26 protein-coding genes are annotated in these 23,866 nt (G+C 63.9%); 21 read left to right on the top strand and 5 right to left on the bottom strand.

The features are described 5' to 3' along the window. Positions 1-66: 66 nt before the first annotated feature. Positions 67-636 (bottom strand): DUF4352 domain-containing protein, encoded by a 570-nt coding sequence (locus ACOGXC_RS04040; RefSeq protein ID WP_419919431.1) that lies wholly within the window; start codon positions 634-636, stop codon positions 67-69. Positions 637-678: 42 nt separating this feature from the next. After that, positions 679-1,431, bottom strand: coding sequence for a fatty acid desaturase (locus ACOGXC_RS04035; RefSeq protein ID WP_419919430.1), 753 nt, complete (start codon positions 1,429-1,431; stop codon positions 679-681). Positions 1,432-1,631: 200 nt separating this feature from the next. On the opposite strand from ACOGXC_RS04035, the gene ACOGXC_RS04030 reads away from it, so the two are divergent. The 7 genes from ACOGXC_RS04030 (at position 1,632) to ACOGXC_RS04000 (ending at position 7,189) form a co-directional block, all read left to right on the top strand. Beyond that, the gene (locus ACOGXC_RS04030) at positions 1,632-2,309 is read left to right on the top strand and encodes an acetate--CoA ligase family protein (RefSeq protein WP_419919429.1); all 678 of its coding nucleotides are present in this window, start codon (positions 1,632-1,634) and stop codon (positions 2,307-2,309) included. Beyond that, on the top strand, positions 2,306-3,769 hold the full coding sequence (locus tag ACOGXC_RS04025) for an acetate--CoA ligase family protein (protein ID WP_419919428.1): 1,464 nt from the start codon (positions 2,306-2,308) through the stop codon (positions 3,767-3,769). Before ACOGXC_RS04030 ends, ACOGXC_RS04025 begins: the two co-directional genes overlap by 4 nt. 5 nt (positions 3,770-3,774) lie before the next feature. After that, positions 3,775-5,226, top strand: coding sequence for a D-alanyl-D-alanine carboxypeptidase (locus ACOGXC_RS04020; protein WP_419919427.1), 1,452 nt, complete (start codon positions 3,775-3,777; stop codon positions 5,224-5,226). Positions 5,227-5,471: 245 nt separating this feature from the next. Further along, on the top strand, positions 5,472-5,828 hold the full coding sequence (locus ACOGXC_RS04015) for a hypothetical protein (protein ID WP_419919426.1): 357 nt from the start codon (positions 5,472-5,474) through the stop codon (positions 5,826-5,828). Then, the gene (locus ACOGXC_RS04010) at positions 5,825-6,046 is read left to right on the top strand and encodes a hypothetical protein (protein ID WP_419919425.1); all 222 of its coding nucleotides are present in this window, start codon (positions 5,825-5,827) and stop codon (positions 6,044-6,046) included. Before ACOGXC_RS04015 ends, ACOGXC_RS04010 begins: the two co-directional genes overlap by 4 nt. Positions 6,047-6,104: 58 nt before the next feature. Then, positions 6,105-6,317 carry a hypothetical protein gene (locus ACOGXC_RS04005; protein WP_419919424.1) on the top strand — a complete coding sequence of 71 codons (213 nt, stop codon included), beginning with the start codon at positions 6,105-6,107 and terminating at the stop codon, positions 6,315-6,317. Positions 6,318-6,409: 92 nt separating this feature from the next. Next, a complete protein-coding gene (locus tag ACOGXC_RS04000; protein WP_419919423.1) occupies positions 6,410-7,189 on the top strand; it encodes a tRNA (adenine-N1)-methyltransferase in 780 nt (259 codons plus the stop codon). Between the two features lie 35 nt (positions 7,190-7,224). Here ACOGXC_RS04000 and ACOGXC_RS03995 read toward each other — a convergent pair whose 3' ends face one another. Continuing rightward, on the bottom strand, positions 7,225-7,458 hold the full coding sequence (locus ACOGXC_RS03995) for a ferredoxin (protein WP_419920008.1): 234 nt from the start codon (positions 7,456-7,458) through the stop codon (positions 7,225-7,227). 145 nt (positions 7,459-7,603) lie between these two features. Here ACOGXC_RS03995 and arc point away from each other — a divergent pair, with 145 nt between their 5' ends. From arc to lepB, 9 genes are all read left to right on the top strand, one after another. Then, positions 7,604-9,490 (top strand): proteasome ATPase, encoded by a 1,887-nt coding sequence (gene arc, locus ACOGXC_RS03990; protein ID WP_419919422.1) that lies wholly within the window; start codon positions 7,604-7,606, stop codon positions 9,488-9,490. Between the two features lie 76 nt (positions 9,491-9,566). Next, a complete protein-coding gene (dop, locus tag ACOGXC_RS03985; RefSeq protein ID WP_419919421.1) occupies positions 9,567-11,090 on the top strand; it encodes a depupylase/deamidase Dop in 1,524 nt (507 codons plus the stop codon). A gap of 188 nt (positions 11,091-11,278) precedes the next feature. After that, positions 11,279-11,473 carry a ubiquitin-like protein Pup gene (locus ACOGXC_RS03980; protein ID WP_419919420.1) on the top strand — a complete coding sequence of 65 codons (195 nt, stop codon included), beginning with the start codon at positions 11,279-11,281 and terminating at the stop codon, positions 11,471-11,473. A gap of 16 nt (positions 11,474-11,489) precedes the next feature. Continuing rightward, entirely contained in the window at positions 11,490-12,290 is an 801-nt protein-coding gene (gene prcB / locus ACOGXC_RS03975; protein ID WP_419919419.1) for a proteasome subunit beta, read from the top strand. Then, positions 12,287-12,964: a proteasome subunit alpha gene (gene prcA / locus ACOGXC_RS03970; protein WP_419919418.1), complete on the top strand. Its 678-nt coding sequence runs from the start codon at positions 12,287-12,289 to the stop codon at positions 12,962-12,964. The genes prcB and prcA overlap by 4 nt, the downstream gene beginning before the upstream one ends. A 75-nt stretch (positions 12,965-13,039) precedes the next feature. After that, entirely contained in the window at positions 13,040-14,398 is a 1,359-nt protein-coding gene (gene pafA, locus ACOGXC_RS03965; RefSeq protein ID WP_419919417.1) for a Pup--protein ligase, read from the top strand. Positions 14,399-14,541: 143 nt separating this feature from the next. Further along, a complete protein-coding gene (locus ACOGXC_RS03960) occupies positions 14,542-15,507 on the top strand; it encodes a helix-turn-helix transcriptional regulator (RefSeq protein WP_419919416.1) in 966 nt (321 codons plus the stop codon). Positions 15,508-15,631: 124 nt separating this feature from the next. Then, a complete protein-coding gene (locus ACOGXC_RS03955; RefSeq protein ID WP_419919415.1) occupies positions 15,632-16,588 on the top strand; it encodes a helix-turn-helix transcriptional regulator in 957 nt (318 codons plus the stop codon). A 15-nt stretch (positions 16,589-16,603) separates the two neighbouring features. Beyond that, the gene (lepB, locus tag ACOGXC_RS03950; protein ID WP_419919414.1) at positions 16,604-17,230 is read left to right on the top strand and encodes a signal peptidase I; all 627 of its coding nucleotides are present in this window, start codon (positions 16,604-16,606) and stop codon (positions 17,228-17,230) included. A gap of 101 nt (positions 17,231-17,331) precedes the next feature. On the opposite strand, the gene ACOGXC_RS03945 is transcribed toward lepB, so the two are convergent. Both ACOGXC_RS03945 and ACOGXC_RS03940 read right to left on the bottom strand, forming a co-directional pair. After that, a complete protein-coding gene (locus ACOGXC_RS03945; RefSeq protein ID WP_419919413.1) occupies positions 17,332-18,192 on the bottom strand; it encodes a metal ABC transporter ATP-binding protein in 861 nt (286 codons plus the stop codon). Continuing rightward, positions 18,182-18,934: a glycerophosphodiester phosphodiesterase gene (locus tag ACOGXC_RS03940; protein WP_419919412.1), complete on the bottom strand. Its 753-nt coding sequence runs from the start codon at positions 18,932-18,934 to the stop codon at positions 18,182-18,184. The genes ACOGXC_RS03945 and ACOGXC_RS03940 overlap by 11 nt, the downstream gene beginning before the upstream one ends. 121 nt (positions 18,935-19,055) lie before the next feature. Here ACOGXC_RS03940 and tatB point away from each other — a divergent pair, with 121 nt between their 5' ends. The 5 genes from tatB to ACOGXC_RS03915 all read left to right on the top strand — a co-directional run bounded on the left by tatB (position 19,056) and on the right by ACOGXC_RS03915 (position 23,808). Continuing rightward, complete coding sequence (tatB, locus tag ACOGXC_RS03935; RefSeq protein WP_419919411.1) at positions 19,056-19,307, top strand: Sec-independent protein translocase protein TatB; 252 nt, start codon at positions 19,056-19,058, stop codon at positions 19,305-19,307. Beyond that, positions 19,304-20,152, top strand: coding sequence for a twin-arginine translocase subunit TatC (tatC, locus tag ACOGXC_RS03930; RefSeq protein ID WP_419919410.1), 849 nt, complete (start codon positions 19,304-19,306; stop codon positions 20,150-20,152). Before tatB ends, tatC begins: the two co-directional genes overlap by 4 nt. Continuing rightward, entirely contained in the window at positions 20,133-20,744 is a 612-nt protein-coding gene (locus ACOGXC_RS03925) for a hypothetical protein (protein ID WP_419919409.1), read from the top strand. Before tatC ends, ACOGXC_RS03925 begins: the two co-directional genes overlap by 20 nt. A gap of 116 nt (positions 20,745-20,860) precedes the next feature. Beyond that, positions 20,861-22,036, top strand: a complete 1,176-nt coding sequence (locus tag ACOGXC_RS03920; RefSeq protein WP_419919408.1) for a M20 family metallopeptidase — start codon at positions 20,861-20,863, stop codon at positions 22,034-22,036. A 152-nt stretch (positions 22,037-22,188) separates the two neighbouring features. Further along, a complete protein-coding gene (locus ACOGXC_RS03915) occupies positions 22,189-23,808 on the top strand; it encodes an FAD-dependent thymidylate synthase (protein WP_419919407.1) in 1,620 nt (539 codons plus the stop codon). Positions 23,809-23,866 lie beyond the last annotated feature (58 nt).

The raw sequence follows: 23,866 nt of genomic DNA, 5'->3' as shown, positions 1-23,866 counted from the left end.
CGGATTACCCATGAGCATGATGGCCAGTGTCAGCGATCAACCGGTGGAAGGATTGATCTGAAACTTTTACTTGGGGATGGGGATGGTTACGGGATCGGTTGTAATAGAAAATGGTTTGTAACGCAGGTGAGTTACAGTGGTACCGGGGGGTATTTCAAAATATACATAGCGTGTTACTTCTGTGGATGAGTAGAGCTTTGTGTCCCCCAATGAGCCTGGACAATCCGTGCACGCAAAATAAGTATCATAGCCCACTCCGTCGGTGTCAATCAAAGTTGCCGTTGACAAGGTGAAGTCATACTCATCACCGCGTATTTTGCGGACCTTCAACTCAACACGAGTATTAGCATCGTTGAACATGTTATGAACAGAGGCATCATAGGATTCTATACCCACCACTTCGAGTTCCAAGTTACCAACTTTTACCTTGCGTGATTGCTCGACTGCAGTCTCGGGTGTCGCCTCGGATGTTGAGCTTGACTGTGTAGTCGGGGATGTTGCCTGTTGATCATCATTCCCACACCCCAAAAACGGAATCAGCGTGAAGAAAGCCAGCACGAAACCAGCGGTAGCCATTCCATTTGTAGGCTTGACCTGTGGGGCTTGTATGGGGGCTTTTGAAGTATCCTCTGACATTTTTTTATACCTTTCTTGGATGGGAATCTATCGGCGGGCGGTCTAAACCTTGACCGGGGGAGAGGGGCGGGAGGCCAGAGCGTCAACGTTGGTGTGGCGGATCCGGGCCAGGCCCAGCCGGGAGGCCAGGCTGATGAACCACCAGCCCAGATCGAACTGGTACCAGCGGCGGGCGAAACGAGCCGAGGTCGGGGCTGCATGATGGTTGTTGTGGTAGCCCTCACCACAGGTCAGCCAGGCCAGCCAAACCACGTTGGTGGCGCTGTTGTCGAACGGGCGGCGTCCGAAGGTGTGGGCCACCCCGTTCACCGAGCCTCCCAAACCGATGTACCCCACGGTGTGGATCACGGCGGCCACCACGCCGGGCAGCCACCCCAGGCTCCACACCAGAACGGCGACACCCAGGGCCAACCCGATTATCCCCCGGTTGAGCAGCCACCGGTCGGCCACGGTTACCGGTATGTCCCGGGCATAGCGATCGGTGGTGCGGGGATCACGGGCCGAGCGGCGGTACAGAGCGGCATTGGTCAACTGCACCCGCAACCACCCCAGCCGGGCGGGGGAGTGGGGATCGTCAGGGGTGTCGGTGAAAGCGTGGTGCTTGCGATGGACCGCGGCCCACTGGCGGGCACAAATGCCGGTGGACATCCAGAGGAACACCTTGAAGAAGCTACGGAGAGCCGGATGCAACCGCACCGCCCGGTGGGCCAGATCCCGGTGCAGATACACGGTGGTGGCCAGATTGGCCAACTGGGTGAGAGCGAGTCCCACGAAAATCGCGATCACAATCTGCACAGCGTCAACTCCAGGGAATGAAACCGGCTGCCGGTCGAGCAACCACCGGTGTGACCCTAGAGCACGGGCAGGGGTTACAAGAGATCATGGACTGGGGAGAGTAGGCAAAAGCGGCAATGCGGGATTCCATGAGAGGCCAAAGCGGCAATGCGGGATTCCATGAGAGGCAAGAGCGGGAGTGGGGGTAGTTTGTTGGGGACATGGGTTCGTTGTCGGAGTTCGATTCCAAGAGGCTGCTGGCTGCGCACGGAGTGCCGGTGAGCCGGGACGAGCTGGTTCGATCCCCGGAAGAGGCGGTGGCGGCCGCGGTGGCGATCGGGGGTGACGTGGCTGTGAAACTGTGCGGTGAGAATCTGGCCCACAAGAGCGAGCGGGGGTTGGTGCGCTTGGGCCTCGACAACCCCGAGGCCGTGCGGGCGGCGGGCCAGGAGCTTCTGGGCGCGGCCACCGAGAGCGACGGTGACGTGGGGCTTCTGGTGTCGGAGATGGTGTCCGGGCATCGGGAGCTGATCGCCGGTGTCGTGCATACTCCGCAGTTCGGGGCCGCGCTCATGCTCGGTTTGGGCGGAGTGTTGGCCGAGGCAATCGGCACGGTGGTGTTCCGCCTGCTTCCGGTGGGGGCGGTGGATTGCCAGGACATGATCGACGACCTGGGAGTTCCCACCCTGCTGGACCCCCAGAGAGGCGAACCCGCGGTCAACCGGGATGCACTGATCGGTGCCCTCTTGAGCCTGGCCGAAGCCGCCCGGGACGACGGCATCCAAGCCGTGGACGTGAATCCCCTGGTGATTCGCAACGGCCTGCCGGTGGCGGTGGATGCCCTGGTAGTGACCAGCGGCCCGGCGGTGGATGCCCCGGTGGTGACCAGCGGACCATGAGCCCGGCCCCGTTCGATCTCTTGTTCAATCCCCGAGGAGTGGTGGTGGCGGGGGCCTCCACCCACCCGGGCAAGTTCGGCTTCGTCGCTCTTCACAACGTGCTGGCGGGTGGGTTCGGCGGGCCGGTGTTCGCCACCAACCCCGAGCGACCGACAATCCTGGGATTGGAGACGGTGGCATCAATGGACGAAGTGCCGGCCGGGGCCGCCGATCTGGTGGTTGTCTGCACCCCCCCTCGAGCCTGCGCCGGCATCCTGCGGTCGGCAGCCGGCCGGGGTATCGGGGCCGCGTTCATCACCTCGGGGGGATTCCGGGAAGCCGGGGCCGAAGGGGCTCGGGCCGAGGAGGAACTGGTGGATCTGGCCCGGTCGCTGAACATGGTGGTGGCCGGCCCCAACGGGCAGGGGCTCATCTCCACCCCGGCCGGGCTGGCCGCCCAGATCGTGGCCCCGGTTCCGCCCCCCGGCCCGGTGGCGGTAGCCAGCCAGTCGGGCAACCTGGTATCGGCGTTCATGAACTACGCCACCCACAGCAAGGTGGGCATAAGCCGGGCAGTGAGCGCGGGCAACGCGGCCATGGTGGAGGTGGTCGACTATCTGGGTTGGTTCGCCGACGACCCCTGGACCGGGGCCATGGCCGCCTACGTCGAGGGGGTCGGCGACGGTAGGCGTTTCGCCACCGCCATCCGAAAAGCGGCCGAGGCCAAGCCGGTGGTGCTGGTCAAGGGGGGAACCACTCCCAGAGGAGCGCAAGCCGCCGCCGGCCACACCGGAGCCCTGGCCACCGACGACCGGATATTCGATGGGATGGTGCGCCAGAGCGGCGCGGTACGAGCCACCACCGTGGAGGAGGCCTTTGATGCGGTGGCCGCTTTCGCCACCCAACCCCTGCCGGCCGGTCCCCGCACGCTGGTGCTCTCGAGTGCGGGCGGATGGGGGGTCATCGCCGCCGACGCGGTGTCGGGATCCGGTTTGGAGTTGATCCCCCTGCCCAAAGACCTGGAAGCGGCCATCGACAGGTTGGTGCCACCCCGCTGGAGCCGCCACAACCCCATCGATCTGGCCGGGGGCGAGAGTCGTGACACCATCCCGGAGGCCATCCACCTGGTGGCCGAGCACCCCGAGGTGGATGCCGTCGTGTATCTGGGAATGGGCATCCAGGCCAACACCGCCTCCCACATGCGGTCGGGCCCGTTCTTCGACTCGGCCGAACTCGCCCGCATCTGCGAGTACCACGAGCGCCAGGACAGCCGCTTCGCCCAAGCCGCGGCCGATGCCTCGATCCGGACCGGTAAACCCATCCTGACCGCCACCGAACTGTCCATCACCCAGCCCGGCAACTCCGGACCCGCCACGGTGGCGGCCGGAAACCGCTACTGCTTCCCCTCGGCCGATCGGGCGGTCCGGGCTCTGCACCATCTGTGGTGGTACGCCAGATGGCGCAAGCGCCACCTAGGATGAGCCCAGTGCGCCGGATCCCGATGCCCCTTCTGCTTTTGGCGGTAGCCCTCGGGGCGCTCATCGGCTCCAACACCCTGAGCAACCGGCTCCACCAGGATCTCGGTGAGGTGGCCACCGACAGCTCCGCCCTGCCGGGGGTGGGCACGCCTTTGATCTCCACCCTTCGCCTGCGGGACATTCTGACCCCGTCGCTGACAGAACCCGACTTCTCAACCACCCTGGACGACCTCATGGCCACCGCCCCCGCGGCGGCGTGCCTCACCGTCACCGGCGACAACCGCGTGACTCCGATCTACGAGAGCGGTACCAACATCCAGGTAGCGCCCTCCGAGGCTCTAATACTGACCACCCTGGCCACCGCCCATAAGGTGCTCGGCCCCGATCACACGTTCACCACCTCGGTCAAGTCCACCGTACCCATGGAAAGGGGGGTGGTGAACGGAGACATCTACCTGGTGGGCGGGGGTGATCCCCTGCTGCTCACCGAGGCATTCCGGGCCACCCTGACCGAGGAGCAGAACCCGCTGCACACCCCCATCGAGAACCTGGCCCAGTTGCTGGTGGACAACGGCCTCACCCTGGTCACCGGTGCGGTGGTGGGCGACACCTCCCGCTATGACGACCTCCGCTACGTCCCGACCTGGCCGCAACCCCTCATCGAATCCAAGAAGATCGGCACCCTGCTGGCGCTGCAATTCAGCGACGGCTGGCTACAGGAGCAGGTCACAGAGGGGGTCTACCTGGCCGCGGAGGACCCGCCCTTCTACGCCGCCGCGCTTTTTGACGACATGCTGGAGGACCGGCAGGTGGTCATCCGCGTCAGCCCCCGCTCCGAGGCGATCCCCGAAGATGGTGAGAGCTACGAGCTGGCATCGATCAAGTCGGAACCGCTCTCGGACCTGTACCAACAGATACTGACCAATCGGGATATCGAGACCATCGAGCTACTGCTCAAGGAGATCGGTCTGGCCGTGTCGGAAACCGGCAGTACCAGCGCAGGGCTCCAGGCAGTAATGGACACATTGGACAATGCGGGGGTCGATGCCGACCGGTCGCAACTTGTGCAATTCGACGGCTCGGGAATTGACCCGGCCAATATGGCAACCTGCCCGGCGTTTGCCTCGCTGCTCCAAAACCAGGAGTTCAGCCCCCTGTTCCACGAGCTCCTACCGACTGGAGCCGACGACGGTCCACTCCGGGAGCGGCTAGCCGGTACCCGTGAGCCAGGACGCATCACCGCACTGGCCGGGGGGACATCCGGCACTGCGGTGATAATGGGCTACATCGACATCGGCCTGGACCAGGAAGTGACGTTCGTGTTCATGGCCAACCAACCGGGAACCGACGACAACCGGGCCGTCCGGGATCTGGGGGATCGGATCGTGCGCCACCTGAGCACGCTGGAAGCGGTGCAGAGCCTCGACGACATCGACCTCGAACCCATCCGTCGCGGCTAACGCGGCTGGACAACCCTTCGACCATAAATTAAAAGTGCCACCCGACCTTGGAGACAATGCTCCGAGCCCGCATCCAGATGGGATAGCCCCAACCGAACAGACACTCCGAGCCTGAATCCACCCAACCGAACAGACACTCCGAGCCTGAATCCACCCAACCGAACAGACACTCCGAGCCTGAATCCAGATGGGTATGGGGTAGCTGGGGTTTATCGGGATAGGCTGACCACCGGCAGGAGGGAATCGTGTCCGATCGTTCCAACAGCACCCCCGACGGCAACCCACCAAACGGCAACCCGCCAAACAAGGTGATGGCCGAGTTGAAGACCCTTGTAAGCGGCTACGCCCGGCAGGAGATCGTGGTGCCGCTGTCCCAGCTCGGCAAAACGCTGAAGCTGGGCATACTCGGGGCGCTGAGCATCGGCATCGGGCTGATCTTTCTGGTCATAGCCGGTTTGCGCCTGCTCCAAACCGAAGCCTCCGGGGTGTTCGACGGCAATATGGGTGTCCTGCCCTATTTGGTGGTGCTGGCCGGGGTGGTGTTGGTGCTGGCCGCCGCCATCGCAATAAAGACCCGGACCTCGGGAGGAGACCGTTCATGAGTACTGCGGATTCGAGCAGCGAGAACATAAGCAGGGAGGACATCCGGGCCAAGTTCTCCGAGTTGAAGGACAGCTTGGGAACCACCGCCGAATCGGCCCGCACTCCACTGCTGGGCGCGGGCGCTGCCGTTCTGTTGATGCTGGTGGTGCTGGCCTTCGTACTGGGAAGGCGGCGAGGCCGGGCCGGCCGGACCGTGGTCGAAATCCGCCGGGTCTGATCGGATGGGAAGGCGCGGGCCCAACCGATTGATGCACCGGGTTGGATCGGGCCGGAGGATGCCCGATCCCTTGGGCCATCTGCGTCGCCAGGCCGTGGTGCGGGGCTTGTTCGGCGGGCAGCGCGGCTGGCTTGTCCTGGGCGGGCTGGCCTGGGGAATCCACCTTCTGCGCCGAGTGGCCGGCACTCGCAATCTGCGCCCGGTGTTCACCGATGAACTGTTGCCCGGCGAGAGCCTGCTCATATCCCATTTACCCGACGAACCGCGGTGAGCCGCCGAGCCCTGCCCAAAGAACCGCAGTGAGCCGCCGAGCCCTGCCCAAAGAACCGCAGTGAGCCGCCGAGCCCTGCCCAAAGAACCGCAGTGAGCCGCCGAGCCCTGCAAGCCGGTGAACCTGTCCTTCTCACCGACCGGAAGGGGCGCCGGTACCTGATCACCCTGGTCGAGAGGCAGGAGTTCCACACCCATGCCGGATCGGTGGCCCATGACGCTTTAATCGGTGGCTCCGAGGGAATGCGGGTGCGCACCACCAGAAACGCCGAGCTGACCGTTTGGCGCCCCACGCTCCACGACTATGTCCTCAAAATGCCCCGGGGAGCGCAGGTGGTATACCCCAAGGACAGCGCAGCGATGCTGATGCTGGCCGACGTGTTCCCCGGAGCGCGCCTGCTGGAGTCGGGAGTGGGCTCGGGGGCACTCTCGCTGAGCCTGCTTCGAGCCGGGGCTGTGGTGGTGGGGTACGAGATAAGGGAGGACTTTGCCCTGCGAGCCGCCGAGAACGTGAACCGGTTCCTGGGCTCGGAGGCCGCCGATCGCTACCAGGTGGAGATCAGGGATGCCTACCAGGGGATCGATGCCGAGGATCTGGACCGGGTGGTGCTGGATCTGCCGGAACCCTGGCAGGTCGTCCCCCACGCCGCGGCCTCGCTACGTCCCGGTGGCATCCTGGTGGCCTACACCCCCAGCATCGTGCAGGCCGCACAACTGCACGAGGCCTGCGACAACGGGCAGTGGACCATGGCATCCACCGTCGAGGTTCTGCACCGCCACTGGCACATCAAGGAAAATGCGATTCGACCCGAGCACCGCATGGTGGGCCATACCGGATTCGTAACCACCGCCCGCCGGCTAGCCACCCAGTGACCGACCACCGAAGTGGTGGGCCATACCGCCGGCTATCAGACCTCGATGAAGATGCACTCCCCGGGGCATTCCTCGGCCGACTCGATGGTGGCCTCCTCCTGCCCCTCGGGAACGATGGCCAGCCCCTCAACCCCACCCGGGTCGCTGAACACCTTGTCACCCTCCTTGACGTAGGCCAAGCCGTCGTCGAGCAACGTGAAGACATCGGGGGCGATCTCCTCACAGAGACCATCACCCGTGCAGAGATCCTGATCGATCCAGACCTTCATTTGCATCGGTACGGTGACCCTTTCGTTGGAAGCTGTGATTGGTGAGCACGGTGAGCGCCCGAGTTGCCCCCAGTGTAGCCGATACGAACCCGATATGGGCCATACGGGGGGCAATCCACGATGTTATGTATAAAATCGGGCAAATATGGCGGACGGGAACACCGTGACGAACAAGGGCACCGGGACGAACAAGGGTGCCGCAACAAAAAAGAGCACCGCAACGAACAAGGGTGCCGCAACAAAAAAGAGCACCGCAACGAACAAGGGCGCCGCAACAAAAAAGGGCACCGGGACAAAAGGAGACCGGTCGGGCAACAAAGCTGCTCCGGACGAACGGTTGGCCGCGCTGGAGGAGGAGGTGGTCTCGCTTCGCCAAAAACTCCAGGATGCCCCCAAGAGGGTGAGGACCCTGGAAGAGCGACTGCTGGAAACAAAAGGGCAGTTGGCCAAGGCCGTCTCCCAGAACGAGAAGCTCACCTACACCCTGCGCGAGGCCCGGGAGCACATATCCACCCTGCGTGAGGAGGTGGACAAGCTCACGCAACCCCCATCGGCTTACGGAACATTTCTGGACCTCAACGACGACGGCACGGTGGATGTCTTCTCCGGAGGCCGCAAGATGCGGGTCTCAATGCATCCCGGGGTCGAGGCCGGCGATCTGCGCCGAGGCCAGGAAGTGGTTCTGAACGAATCGCTGAACGTGGTGCTGTCCCGGGTGGGTGACGGAACCGGCGAGGTGGTGACGGTCAAGGAGGTGCTGAGCTGCGGACGGAGGGCCATCATCGTCGGACGGGCCGACGAGGAGATGGTGGTGAAACTGGCCACCGAAATGATCAACCAGCCGCTGAACAGTGGCGACACCGCGTTGATGGATGCCCGCTCCGGGCTTGTTATCGAACGCCTGCCCCGCCCCGAGGTCGAGGATCTGCTACTGGAGGAAGTGCCCGACATCACCTACGAGCAGGTCGGGGGGCTCGACCAGCAGATCGAGCAGATCACCGATGCCGTGGAGCTTCCCTTCATGCACCAGGACCTGTTCGCCGAATACCAACTGCCCGCCCCCAAGGGCATCCTGCTGTACGGCCCGCCGGGCTGCGGCAAGACCCTAATCGCCAAGGCGGTGGCCAACTCCCTGGCCGCCAAGGTGGCTGAGAGAAGTTCCGACCGGGAGGCCCGCTCCTACTTTCTCAACATCAAGGGCCCCGAACTGCTCAACAAATATGTGGGCGAGACCGAGCGCCAGATTCGGCTGGTGTTTCAACGGGCCCGGGAGAAGTCGGCCGAGGGATGGCCGGTGATCGTTTTCTTCGACGAGATGGAGTCGCTGTTCCGAACCCGGGGCACCGGCATCAGCTCCGACATGGAGTCCACCGTGGTTCCCCAGTTGCTCGCCGAGATAGACGGGGTTGAAACTTTGCGGAACGTGATCGTGATCGGGGCCTCCAACCGTGAGGATCTAATAGATCCTGCCATCCTGAGACCCGGGCGCCTCGACGTGAAGATAAAGATTCAGCGCCCCGATACCGACGCCGCGACCGCCATCTTCGCCCGCTACCTAACCACCGATCTGCCCATCGCCACGGAGATGGTGGAGACAATGGGTGGGGGGGACCCGGACAAGGCGATCCAAGCCATGATTGAGCAGACCGTGGTCGAGATGTTCCTGGAGGAGGAGCGCAACCAGTTCCTGGAGGTGACCTACCAGAACGGCGACAAGGAGATCATGTACTTCAAGGACTTCGCCTCCGGGGCCATGATCGAGAACGTGGTGCGCCGGGCCAAGAAACTGGCGATCAAGCGCTTGATCGCCGGGGGGGCACCGGGCATCCATATCAACGACCTGCTGGAGTCGGTGCACCAGGAGTACCGGGAGCACGAGGATCTGCCCAACACCACGAACCCCGACGACTGGGCCAAGATCTCGGGCAAGAAGGGGGAACATATCGTGTTCGTCCGCACGCTGCTGTCCAGCGAGGACTCCAACCAGGGTGGCCGTTCCATCGAAAGGGTCGGCCCCGGCCAGTACCTGTAACCGCCACACCCCCCAGCTTTGGTCAAGTTCGGATACAACCCCCGAAGCGGCAACCAAGTTCGGATAGCGTGCCCCCATGGCCGTTCCGAAGATCTGCGGCATTGAGACCGAGTTCGGGATCGCGCACACCGGCACCGAGGACTCACACCCGATCCTGGCATCCTCCTTGCTGATCAACTCCTACCTGTCGGAGGCGGAACACACCGGCGAGGGAGGACCGGCGTTCGGGGTCAACTGGGACTTCGAGGACGAGATGCCGGGCAACGACATCCGGGGCATCACCCCCCTGGAGTCGCTGGCCCCGGAGATCGAAACCCACCTGGTGAACGCCGTGCTCACCAACGGGGCCCGCTACTACGTGGATCATGCCCACCCCGAGCTGTCCACCCCCGAGTGCAGCAACGCCCTGGAAGTAACCCGATTCGACAAGGCCGCCGAACTCATCCTGCGACGCTCGATGCTGGCCGCGGCCCGAATCCTGCCCCCCGGCCAGGAGCTGGTGGTGTACAAGAACAACTCCGACGGCAAGGGCAACAGCTACGGCTGCCACGAGAACTATCTCATGGCCCGCTCCACCCCCTTCTCCCGGATCGTGATTCATGCCACCGCCCACCTGATAACTCGCCAGATATTCACCGGCTCGGGCAAGGTCGGCTCCGAGGCCCCGGGGCTGACCACCGAAGAGGTGCCTTTCCAGATAACTCAAAGAGCCGACTTCTTCGAGGAGGAGGTGGGGCTGGAGACCACGCTGAAGCGTCCGATCATCAACACCCGCGACGAGCCCCACGCCGATTCCCGGGCCTACCGCCGCCTCCACGTCATCACCGGGGATGCCAACATGGCCGAGGTGGCCACATTTCTCAAGGTGGGAACCACCGCCATCGTGCTGGCCATGGTTGAGGACAACTTTTTGGCCCGGGATTTTCAGTTCCAGCAACCGGTTCAGGCCATGCGCCAGGTGTCCTACGACCTGAGTCTGACCCATCCGCTGGTACTGGCCGACGGAACCACCGCCACCGCGCTGGAGATCCAGTGGGACCTGATGGACCAAGCCCGCAAGTACGCCGACAGCCACGGGCTCGATGTGGTGGGCCCCACGGTGGGCAACATGGTGATCGACCGGTGGGAGCAGATCCTGACCGGGCTGGAATCCGACCCCATGAGCCTGGCCTCCCAGCTCGACTGGGTGGCCAAGTACCGGTTGATCCGGGGCTTGGCCGAGCGCCACAACCTGCGACCCGACGATGCCCGCCTGGCTGCGCTCGACCTCCAGTACCACGACCTGCGGCCCGAGCGATCGGTGGCGGCCCGAGCGGGTCTGGAGACGCTGATTCCGGCCGACCGGGTCAACTCAGCCGTCACCGACCCCCCTGTCGATACCCGGGCCTACTTCCGGGGCCAGTGCCTGAAGCGGTGGGCCCCCAGCATCGTGGCCGCCAACTGGGACTCCATCGTGTTCGACGTGGGTGGTGAATCGCTGCGGCGGGTATCGATGATGGAACCCACCCGGGGGGGAGCGGATCATGTCGAGGACCTGCTGGCCGGCTGCCGAACCGCAACCGACCTGCTCGAACACCTGCGGGACCCGTACCTGCGCTGAGCGCGGTATAAACAATTTATACCCATCCTATGGTTAGCGCGGTATAAACAATCCGTATCCATGCCGATGCTGAGCCGGTTTCGACAATCCCTATCCATGCCGATGCTGAGCCGGTTTCGACAATCCGTATCCAACCTATGGTTAGCGCGGTATCGTGGCAGGGACGCTACCGGTAGGAAGGGGAGGCGATGGCCAAGAGAGAGCAGATCAGGAAGTCGGCAAACCAGCGCGATCAGACCGACATCCAGGACACCCCGGCAGCTTCACGGCAGGGCGACGAGCTGAAGGCCGAGTTCGACGAGTTGCTGGACGAGATCGACGAGGTGCTGGAGTCCAACGCCGAGGACTTCGTGAAGTCCTATATCCAAAAGGGTGGACAGTAGCGGTAACCTGCCAACCGTGACGCTGCCCCTCTTCGAATCCGAGGGCGATCCCGGTCCTGATTTCGCGGCCCTACTGCGTTCCAGCGGGTCGATGCCACCGAGGATCGACCTTCCTTCTTCCGACATGGTCATCACCCACGCCACCACGGTGGTCGCCATCCGCTGCCGGCAGGGCGTGGTCATGGCCGGAGATCGCCGGGCCACCGCGGGGCACCTCATCAGCCACCGGACCATCGAGAAGGTGTTTGCCGCCGACCGCTACTCCGGGGTGGCCATCGCCGGAGCAGCCGGGCCGGCCATGGAGATGGTGAGACTTTTTCAATTGCAACTGGAGCATTACGAGAAGGTGGAGGGCAAGGCTCTAAGCCTCGACGGTAAGGCCAACCAGTTGGGCATTATGATTCGCAACAACCTGCCGGCCGCCCTTCAGGGGTTTGCCGTGGTCCCGCTGTTCGCCGGCTTCGACACCACCAGGGGAGTCGGACGGTTGTTCCAGTACGACGTGACCGGTGGCCGCTACGAGGAGCGGGAGTACGCGGTCGGGGGATCGGGAAGCCTGCACGCGGGTACGGTCATAAAGCTGGGCTACCGCTCCGAGGCCGAGGCCGGCGAGATGATCGACCTGGCCGTATCGGCGCTGTTCAACACCGCGGAGGAGGATGCGGCCACCGGCGGGCCCGACCTGGTGCGGGGCATCTACCCGATTGTGGCGCTCATAGACGAAAACGGCTTCGAGCGGGTCCCCGACACCGATGTGGAAGCCCGCTTCCGGAATCTGCTGGCCGGCCTGGAGGTCAGAGGCGGTGATGTCCGATGACCATGCCGTTCTACGTGGCACCCGAGCAGCTCATGAAGGACCGGGCCGATTACGCTCGCAAGGGCATCGCCCGGGGACGGGCCCTTACCGCTTTGAGCGTGCGGGACGGAATCCTGATCTGCGCCGAGAACCGGTCCAACACCCTGCGCAAGGTGAGCGAGATATACGACCGCATCGCGTTCGCCGGGGTGGGCCGCTACAACGAGTTCGACCAACTCCGTATCGCCGGGGTGCGCCACGCCGACCTCAAGGGCTACACCTACAGCCGCGAGGATGTGGAGGCCCGAAGCCTGGCCAACCAGTACGCCCAACTGCTGGGGCAAACCTTCACCCATGAGATGAAACCCATGGAGGTGGAGATCCTGGTGGCCGAGGTGGCATCCGGCCCCGACCATGATCAGATGTTCCATGTCCTCTACGACGGTACGGTCAACGACGAGGCCGGTTACACAGTGCTGGGGGGAGAGGCCGATTCGATAGCCGAGCGGTTGGGGCAAACCTATGACCCCGACTGGGATGTGGGCGATGCGGTCAGGGCGGCGGCGGCGGCGCTGTCCGGACCGGAAAGGACGCTGGTTGCCGACGACCTGGAGGTGGCCATCCTGAGCCGGGAAACCGGGCGAAGAGCGTTCAAAAGAATTGAGGGCGAAGACCTGGCCGGGTTATTCGGCTGATGGACCGCCGCATCCTGGGAATCGAAACCGAGTAAACATGGACCGCCGCATCCTGGGAATCGAAACCGAGTAAACATGGACCGCCGCATCCTGGGAATCGAAACCGAGTATGGCATTACCTGCGCGCTTCGGGGCCATAGGCGACTCAGTCCTGATGAGGTGGCCCGCTACTTGTTCCGCCGGGTGGTGTCCTGGGGGCGTAGCAGCAACGTGTTCCTGGTGAACGGGGCCCGGTTGTACCTGGACGTAGGTTCACACCCCGAATACGCCACGCCGGAGTGCGACTCCGTCTACGACCTGGTGGCCCATGACAAAGCCGGGGAACGCATCCTGGAGACACTGGCGAAGAACGCGGAAATCCGCCTCCAGGAGGAGGGAATCCAGGGCGACATCTACCTGTTCAAGAACAACACCGACTCGGCCGGCAACAGCTACGGCTGCCACGAGAACTACCTGACCACCCGGCGCGACGATTTCATCGAGTACGCCGAGGTGCTGATCCCCTTTCTGATCAGCCGCCAGATCTACGCCGGGGCGGGCAAGGTGCTCCAGACCGCCCGGGGCGCGACCTACTGCATGAGCCAGCGGGCCGAGCACATCTGGGAGGGTATCTCGAGCTCGACCACCCGCTCCCGGCCCATCATCAACAACCGCGATGAGCCTCACGCGGATGCCGAGCGCTACCGGCGGCTTCATGTGATCGTGGGCGATTCCAACATGAGCGAGTACGCCACGTTCCTCAAGTCGGGGGCCACCAGTATCTTGCTGCGAATGCTGGAGGACCCATCGGTGGCGCTGCGCGACATGACACTGGAGAACCCCATCCGGGCGATCCGGGAGATCAGCCACGACCCGACCTGCACTCGCCGCATTCGCTTGGCCCGCGGGCGCGAGGTCAGCGCTTTGAACATTCAATCCGAGTACCTCGACCGCGCTCTCAAGTATGCCGAAACCCGCGATCTGGACCCCCAGGAGAAGCAGGCCCTGCAAATGTGGGAGCATTGCCTTACCCGGATCGCCGAAGACCCCCTTACCCTGACTCGGGAATGCGACTGGGTGATGAAGTTCCACCTAATCGAGGCCTACCGGGAGCGCCATGGCTTGGCCCTGCGTGACCCTCGGGTAGCCCTGCTGGATCTCCGGTACCACGATGTGAACCGCTCACGCAGTGTGTTCTACCGGATACAGGATCGGGGCATGGTTGAGCGAATGTGCGGGGACGGCGAAATAAATCACGCTATCGAGAACCCGCCGTCCACCACTCGGGCCCGACTCCGGGGTGAGTTCATTCGCCGAGCCAAGGAACGCAAGCGGGATTACACCGTGGACTGGGTGCATCTGAAGCTGAACGACCAGGCCCAACGAACCGTTCTGTGCAAGGATCCATTCCGGGCCCATGATGAGCGGGTCGAGAAACTGATCGAATCCCTTTGATGGCCGAACGCCAGCCGGGGAAAGTGGAGAAACCGGCGATGGATAAGTCACCCTGATGGTGGTTGAACCCCGACGAAAACCGGAGCAGGAACCGCACTGATGGTGGTTGAACCCCGACGAAAACCGGAGCAGGAACCGCACTGATGGTGGTTGAACCCCGACGAAAACCGGAGCAGGTAAGGCTGGAGAGGCTTTTGCGGCTGATTGCGGCGCTCATCGACACGCCCCGGTTCCTGTCCATCGAGGAGCTGCTGGATCGGGTGGGTACTGCCCGGGGAGAGGACTCCGCGGGTTACCCCCAGAATGGGAAGTCGGCCAAGCGAGCGTTCCATCGGGATATGAACGAATTGGCCGAAGCCGGCATACCGGTAATCTCCGGAGCGGTACTCGGACGAGAACGTGACACCTGGGGGTATCGAATCCGCAAGCAGGACTACTCCCTGCCGGAGATGGACCTCGAGTTCGACGAGCTGGCGGCCCTGCACCGGGCGGCCACCGCGGTACGCTTCGACGGGGTTTCAGGATCCGAGGCACTGTGGAAGCTGGGGGGCAGGGTGGGGGAGGGAACGGATGCCGAGTTGGCCGCGGTTCCCGTCCACCCCGTCCTGGTGGACCTCTTCCAGGCGGTCACCGAGCAGCGGGTGGCCGAGTTCATCTACAACGATCAGCCCCGCTCGGTGGAGCCGTGGACCCTGGCCTTCGATCGGGGGCACTGGTATGTGGTGGGCCACGACCGGGGGCGCAACGACAAGCGCACCTTCCGGGTGGACCGGATAGAGGGCGAGGCAACCCTGAGCAATCCCGGTGCCTTCCAGCAGCCGGAGGATGCCACCGGTTGGGTACCGCTCCAGCCGTGGCAATTCGGAACCAATCCCGCGGTTACCGCCCGGCTGAGAGTCGATGCCGATCAGGTGGTTTGGGCTGCTAGATACCTGGGGGTGGAGCCCTCGGAAAGGGACCAGGACGGATCGGCGGTGTTCGAGGTGGTGGTTCGCAACCAGGATGCATTCCGCCATACGGTTCTGGAGTTCCTGGAACACGCCGAGATTCTCGACCCGCCCGAACTGCGCGCCGACATGATCGCGTGGCTGGAGGGAATCGCCCGATGATCGCGTGGCCAAACACAGGAATCGCCCGATGAGCACGTGGCCAAACACAGGAATCGCCCGATGAGCGCGGAGCCAAACACAGGAATCGCCCGATGAGCGCGGAGCCAAACACAGGAATCGCCCGATGAGCCGGCTGAGCGCGGGGGATCGGCTTCGGCGGATGCTGGAGCTTGTGCCCTGGGTCATGTCCCAGGGCGGGGCGGAGTTGAGCGAGGTGGCTCAGCGGTTCGACTATCCCGAAGCGGAGTTGCGGGAAGATCTGGTCAAGGTGTTGTTCGTGGTGGGGTTGCACCCGTTCACTCCTGATGAGCTGATTTATGTCATGGGTTTGGATGAGGACGACAACGGCGACTGGGTAATGATCAGCAACGCCGACTACTTCTCCCGCCCGCTCCGACTGAGTCCCAGCCAGGCCCTCGGTCTGATCGGAGCGGGGGAAGCACTATTGTCCGGTGCCGACCCCGATGGCCCACTGAGCCGGGGGCTGACCAAGCTGGCCGCCGGACTCGGGGTGAGCGTCGGCGAGGATCTGGCCGTGAGCTTGGGAGAGTCGGCGGGAGAGTGGGTCGAGCCGCTGCTGGCCGCATCCGCCGATCACCGTCAGGTGCGGATCCGCTACTTCAGTTTCGGCCGGGACCAGGAATCCGATCGCGTTATCCACCCGTTCCGGGTGTTCTCGGAGATGGGTAACTGGTACGTGCAAGGACATTGCCGCCAGGCAGGAGGAGTGCGGGTGTTCCGGATCGACCGGATCAAATCGCTGGAGGTTCTGGGGGAACTTTTCGAACCTCCCGAAGATGTGAGCTCACCCTCGGCTTTCGAAGCCCGCGATACCGATCCCCGGGTAGTGCTGAGATTGAGCCCTGAGGCTTCGTGGGTTGTCGAGCAGTACCCGACCGAGGAACGGGTGCACCTGGATGGCGGGGGAATCGAGGCCACCCTGCCGGTGAGCCGAGTGGGCCGGTTGGAGCGGCTGCTCTTGCAGCTCGGTCCCCAAGCCGAACTTGAACATGCCGACCCGCCGGTGGCCGCTGACCAGCATCGGCAGGCCGCATGGCGGGTTCTGGCCCGGTACCGGTAGAAGCTCAGCCGCGACATGGACAAGGTAGAAGACGCAAACCTTCCGGGATACCCCGAAGAGGTAGGAGATGACCCTGGTCCCGAGTCGGCCAAATCGACCCTGCGGGTGGCTCTGGAGTGGGTAGCCGTGCTGGGGGGGGCGCTGGTTCTGGCGTTGGTTCTGCGGGCAGTGCTGTTTCAGGCTTACTACATCCGCTTCACTTCCATGGAACCCACCCTGAGCAACGGGGATAGGGTGCTGGTCAACAAGCTGAGCTACGACCTCCACGATGTCAACCGCGGCGACCTCGTGGTGTTCGAACGGCCCGGAGGGGTCAGCGGCCAGGAGGACGACCTCATCAAACGGGTTATCGCCCTTCCTGGCGAGGTGATCAAATTCGTCGGGGGGAATGTGTACATCAACGACCGGCAGCTCTACGAGCCCTACTTGGAATCACCCGGTATCACCTCCGGCTCGGTACCCTCGGGCTGCGCCGCGATCATTGACGACGGTTGCCTGGTCGGGGCCGGGGATGTGTTCGTTATGGGGGACAACCGGACCAACTCCACCGACAGTCGGATGTTCGGCCCCATATCCGAGGATCTGATAGTGGGCCATGCCTTCTTGCGCATCTGGCCGGTAACCGAATTCGGCCGCCTCTAATCCACCCAAAAACCAGAATAAATCCTACGCAGGGATCTACAAAAACCAGAATAAATCACACCGAGGGTCTACAAAAACCAGAATAAATCCTACGCAGGGATCTAATTGCCGGAGTGGTGGTGGCTGTGATCATGGCCGTGATCGTCGAAGAAATGCATGAACTCATCCGAATCATCGGAGTTCTCGTCTTGGAAAACAAGGTCATGGTTGTCGCCATGGGGCATCCTCGGACCGAATACCTCCTGCATGTTCTCCTTGCTCAGAACTTCGGAGGGCGTTCCCACGGCCACCAGGCGGTTGGCCAGTAGCAGGCACTGATCGCAAAACTTGGTCTCATGCATGTTGTGGGTGGACATGACCACCATGCGACCCCGCTTGCGCTCCTCCTCGACAATGCTCAGGATCTTTTTCTGGCTGGGTAGATCCAAGCCGGCGACGGGCTCGTCCAGCAGCAGGATCCGGGCATCACGGGCCAGAGCCTGGGCGACAAGCACCCGTTGACGCTGACCTCCCGACAGCTCCCCCAATTGCCGGTCACCCAGGTCGGCCACATCCATCCGCTCGGCCGACTCCTCGATCAACTCCCGATCCTTTGCCTTCAGCCGCCTGACCAGGCCCTGGTTGCTGTAACGGGACATGCGCAAAACGCTGGCCACGGTAACCGGCATCCAGGACTGGTTGCCGTGGTACTGGGCCACCAGCGCAACCGATTTCTTCGCGGGCATCGGGCTGATCATGCCCGCGGACGGTCGGAACAAACCGCACAGCAGCCGTAGCAGGGTGGTCTTCCCAGAACCGTTGGACCCTATGAGGGCCGTGCAGGTGCCGTACTGCAATCGGCAATTCACACCGGACAGGGCAACGGGACCGTTTCCGTACCTGGCCTCCACATCCCTGAAAACGATCTCGCCCGGGCCGTCCCCCCCATTGGAACTCTCGATCCCCGGGTATCTACCGCTCATTGGCTCCAGGGTAGCAGTCACCCAAAGCGTCACTCATGCGATCCACATGATCGCTGTAAACCGCGTCGATCCCCATGTCCAGCAACTCCTTGAGCACTCGGGGCTGCTGAGCATCCCAGCCGAAGCACAAGATGCCGAACCGGTGGAACAGGGTGACCAGCCCCCCGGTCCAATCCACCTGGTGCAGGTTCACCGCGTCGATCCCGGCCCGGGAAAGCACGGCGGCCCGCCGCTCGGGACCGCCGTCCATACGGCTCAGCCGGGTGGAGTTGCACAGGCGCACATCGGGCCAGCGATCCCGCCATGCCGTAAGGGTGTCCACCTCTGGGTAGCACAGCCACAACCTTTCCCTGAGCCGAAGACCGGTGCGGTCCGCAGCGGCATCAACGCTGGCCATGACTGCGGCCACGGCCCCTGGGTCCTTGAGGTCCAGTGAGAGCTCGAAGTTCGCACCGCAGGCATCGAACAGCTCGTCCAGCGTGGGGATGTGGCCGGGCAACTCGTCGCGGCGACAGTCGGAAATGGGGCGCCGTCGCCTCAACCGGCTCGAGCGCACCAATCCGTCGTGGTCCAGCACCGCCTGCCCGTCGGCGGTGACCCATGCGTCGCTCTCCAAACCCGTGGCCCCCATATCCAGTGCCAGGGAGAACGCCTCCAGCGTGTTCTCCCGCTCGTGGGCTCGGGCCCCCCGATGAGCGAACCCGGTCGGGGGGACTTGAAGGGGAGAGATCCTGGGGGCCATTTCCGCAGTTCTAGCAGTCCCATTGCCCGAACTGGCGATAACCCTTGGACATCAAAGCGGCGGCGGGCGGGTCACCACCCGCGGGGTGTCCCGTTGCCCGAACTGGCGATAACCTTTGGGCGTGGGCAACCTCGGATGGGCTGAGATCGCGGTGATCGCGGTGATCGCCCTTGTGGTGCTGGGACCGGAAAAACTGCCCGGAGCTGCCCGGCAGGTGGGTCAGGCCGTTCGATTGCTTCGCAAGATCAGCACCGGATTCCAGCAGGAGCTGCAAAATGCCCTGGATGAACCCATCGAGGCCGAGGCCCGGCGCCGGGGAGAACTGGCGGTGAAGCAAAACAAAGAGGGGGGCGAGCCGGCCCCTGAGCGGTGAACGACACCGGGACGGGCCGTTCCCGATCCCCCGACGGGACCATGCCCCTCATGGAGCATCTGGCCGAGCTCCGGAAACGAATCATCAAATGTGTTCTGGCCGTGGTGGCCGGGGCCATCGTGTGCTGGGTGTTCTATCCCCAGATCCTGGATAGGTTGGTCCAGCCGTACTGCGATGTGATTCCCGAGGAGACCATCACCGAGGAAGCAACCCGCCGGAACCTGTTCGGGGGATGCGAACTGCTGGTGCTGGATCCCCTGGAGCCCTTCTCCGTGCGGCTGACGGTAGCGGGGTACGGGGGGCTGACTCTGGCTGTGCCGGTGATCCTGTGGCAGATCTGGAGGTTCGTACAACCGGGCCTGCATCGCCGTGAACGGCGCCACGCCGTCGCGTTCACGGTGGTCGGGGCCCTGCTGTTCGCTCTGGGAGCCGGCCTGGCTTACTGGAGCATCCCCCGGGCGTTGAACTTTTTGGCTTCTATCGGGGGCGAGGATCTGGTGACCGGCTTTTCCCCGGCCAAGTACTTGTCGTTCGTGATCAAGATGATGGCCGCATTCGGCATAGGCTTCGAGTTTCCCATCCTGCTGGTGTTCCTTCAGCTTGCCGGGATCATCCACTACCGCCAACTGATCCGGGGGCGGCGCTTCGCCATCGTGGGCATCGTGGCCCTGGTGGCGGTGATCACCCCCAGCGGGGATCCCTTCACTCTGATAGTGCTGTCGGTACCCATGTACCTGTTCTACGAGATGGCCATCGGTTTCGGATGGTTACGGGCCCGGCGGGAACGACGCCGAACCATCGAGGATGGGGACCCCCGGAGAGCCGATGCCGGTTCAACGGGGTAGGGATTGGGGCGAACCCGGAGGCCTGGGACCCGATGGCGTGCTGGTGGGCCGCGACGCCGAGGCCCGGACCCTTGTGGAGGAGGCCCGGCGGACCAACCGACCGCTGCCCGAACTGGGCCTTCTGGGCGGCGATCTGTGTCGGACGCTGGGAGGCCGGGGCAACCCCGATTCGTTGCGTTCACCCGAATCTTGGCGATTCGCGGTGGATGTCGGTGCCGTTTTGCTCGACGGCCGGCTGTTCTGGTTCTGCGCCCATCTGGTTGCCCGGCGCCGGGGTTGGGGCGGGGAGGTACTGGTGGCCATGAACGCGGCGTGGCGAGGAAGCTGGAATCTGGGACCCAGGGCCCACCCCGGCGATGGGCTGCTGGACATCTCCCACGGCCGCCTTTCAATCGGGGACCGGCTGCGAGCCCGGCACCGGTTAGGCACCGGGGATCATCTGCCCCACCCTCATATCCGCTATCACCGCACCAGCGCCTTCCAGGCAGTACTGGAGCAGCCCTTGATGGTGGAGTTGGACGGGCAGCCGGTTCAGCGGACATCCAAGCTATCGATCCGGGTGGAGGCGGCCGCACTCACCGTAGTGGTCTGAACGGACGCAGCCCGGGGCAAACACACGGCAACCGCTCACACGAGAACTTGAGCGGTTCGTACTCGGTTGGGGGCAAACACACGGCAACCGCTCACACGAGAACTAGCATTCCTATTGTGACCCCCGAGGTGGCCAAGCAACGGATAGCCGCGGATGTGGATGCCCGAGCCGCTGACCTGATCGAGATCTCCCACCGGATCCACGAGGTTCCCGAACTATGTTTCGAGGAGTACACGGCCCACGATCTGCTGTGCTCAGCCCTGGAGGGGGCCGGGCTGGATGTGCAGCGCTCGGCCTACGGTCTGGAAACCGCATTCGTGGGCCACGCGGGGCGCGACGGTCCCCATGTAGCGGTGATCTGCGAGTACGACGCGCTGCCCGAGATAGGGCACGCGTGCGGCCACAACGTGATTGCCGCTGCCGGGCTGGGAGCCGGATTGGCGGCGGCTTCGTTGGCCGATGAACTCGGGGGCCGCGTCAGCGTTGTGGGAACCCCGGCAGAGGAAGGGGGAGGAGGTAAGTGCTACATGCTCGAGCGGGGTGCCTTCACCGGGGTGAGCGCAGCCATGATGATCCATCCCGCCAACCACGAACTGGCCCGCATGAACGCCATCGCCGTGGAGCAGATCGAAGCCGTCTACACCGGCCGGTCGGCCCATGCCGCCGCCTCTCCCCATCAGGGACGCAACGCTCTCGACGGCGCCGTCCTCGGCTACATGAACGTGGCGGCGCTGCGACAGCACATACGCCCCGACGAGCGAATCCACGGTATTTTCACCCGTTCCGGGAACAAGCCCAACATCGTCCCCCACGACGTGGCCGCGGAATGGTACGTCCGCTCCCCCAAAAGCGACAGCCTGGACGACCTGCGAGAACGGGTGGTGGCCTGCCTGGAGGCCGGAGCTGGAGCCGCCGGGGTGGACATCGACTGCCGGCGCATGGCACCGGTATACGCCGACATGCTCGACAACCGGGTTTTGCTGGACCTTTACGTCCGTAACGCTGCTGCTGCGGGGCGGATCGTGGACGAGCCCGGGCAGGTGGCGGTGGTGGGCAGCACCGACATGGGTAACGTCAGCTACGCGGTACCCTCGATCCACCCCATGATAAAGGTCGCCCCCGAGCACGTAGCCATCCATACCCCCGAGTTCGCCCACCATGCGAGATCGAGCAGCGGCGACCGGGCGGTGCTGGACGGAGCGAAACTTCTGGCCATGACGGTGGTCGATCTGTGGCTGGATCCCGACTCCCTGGATCGGGCCGCCAACGACCTGACCCAGGCCCGGAGCTGAGGAATCGTGCCCACTGGTGAGCCCGGATGGGCCGAGGAACTGTGCCCACCGGTGAGCCCGGATGGGCCGAGGAATCGTGCCCACCGGTGAGCCAGGATTGCCTGAGGAATCGTGCCCACCGGTGAGCCCGGATTGATGGCGGGCAGCAAATTTTGATTAGCCAATACGTCGCCGAGCGGTTCAGCGCCGAGGAGGAGGGCGTACTCCGGCGGTATTTCACCAACCTCGACCAGCCGGTGTTCGCTCTGGTGAACCTGCCGGAGGTTGTCAAGGGGGCCCTGTTCGCCCGCTACAGCCGATCGGCCAAATCATTGCGGAGATTGTTTCTGGACGAGTTTGTCGGCGAGTTGGACATAACCGGTGACAAGACCATCGACGCCACCGTCGGTCTCAGGCGGGCCGAGGAGCTTTACGACCGAGTGTTCCTCGAGTACGGGGACGACTCGGTGGCTCAACTGGGCGGGGTGCATCTGGCCTGCGAGCAGGCCTCCAACATCTTGACCAAGGTGCTGGAGTGGGGCCGGCTGATGTCGTACCTGGAACAATCAACCCGCTACATCGACTATCTCGAGCGGATAGGGGGCCGCTACCGCTACTACCGCGACCCCCGGGTGGGGGAGTCACCCCTGTCGGGCCGCTATGTGAGCGACATGGACCGGATGTTCGAGACCTACGGCCGGCTCCTGCCGGCCATGACCGACTTCTACCGCCGCCACGCTCCCAAGGATTCCAGCTCCTCCGACTTCGCCTACCGCCGCGCCGTCCGGGCCAAGGCGCTGGACTCCGTCCGGGGGTTGCTCCCGGCGGCCACCGTGTCGAACGTGGGCATCTACGGTACCGGCCAGTCGTACGAGCTGCTCCTGCTGCGGATGCGGTCCCACGGCTTGCCGGAGGTCCGGGCCTATGCCGATCTGATGCTGACCGAGTTGCGCAAGGTCATACCGTCCTTCTTGAAGCGGGTCGACCTGGATGACCGGGGAGTGGCCTGGAGCCACTACCTGGAAGATATCCGGACTTCCATGGAGAAGGTGGCCGACCATCTGCTACCCCCCGACCTACCCGTCGATGACACCCCCACGGTTCGTCTGGTGGATTTCGACCCGGACGCCGAAATCAAGATGGTGGCCTCCATGCTCTATCCCTACACCCACTTGCCCGAGGAACAATTGGAGCGCGAGGCGAGGGCCATGGGCCCCGAGGACCGGCTATCGGTGATACGAGCCTACGTCGGGTCCAGAACCAACCGCCGCCACAAACCGGGCCGAGCTCTGGAGCGCCCCTTCTACCAGTTCGACATCATGGCAGACTACGGGGCCTTCCGGGACCTCCAGCGCCATCGCATGCTCACGCTGGAGTGGCAGAGGCTCACCCCCCGACACGGGTTCACCCGCCCCGAGGCGGTGGATGCCGCGGGCTGCACCCTGGTGTTCAACGAGGTCATGGAACGGTCGGAGGCCCTGTACCACCTGCTGGACCGGGACTTTCCCGAGCAGGCCTCCTACGCGGTGTGCCTCGCCTACAAGGTGCGATTCGCCATGAGCCTGAACGCCCGCTCGGCCATGCATCTCATAGAACTGCGCACCACCCCCCAGGGTCACTCCGCGTACCGGAGGATCGGGCAGGAGATGTGGAGGCTCATCCGGGACGAGGCCGGGCACACGGCCATCGCGGAGATGATGAAGTTCGTCGATCTCGCCGAGGAACCCCCCCTGGGTCGCCTGAACGCCGAGAGCCGTACCGAACAAAAACGCCGGGCCGAGCAACAGGCTTGAGCCTCGACAAAATTGATCCGAAATTGATCCGGTAAGTGCACACATTGCCGCTCATGGG

The sequence above is a fragment of the Candidatus Poriferisocius sp. genome (assembly GCF_965202595.1).
GTDB lineage: Bacteria > Actinomycetota > Acidimicrobiia > Acidimicrobiales > Bin134 > Poriferisocius.
This window is presented reverse-complemented; position numbering and strand designations above follow the sequence as displayed.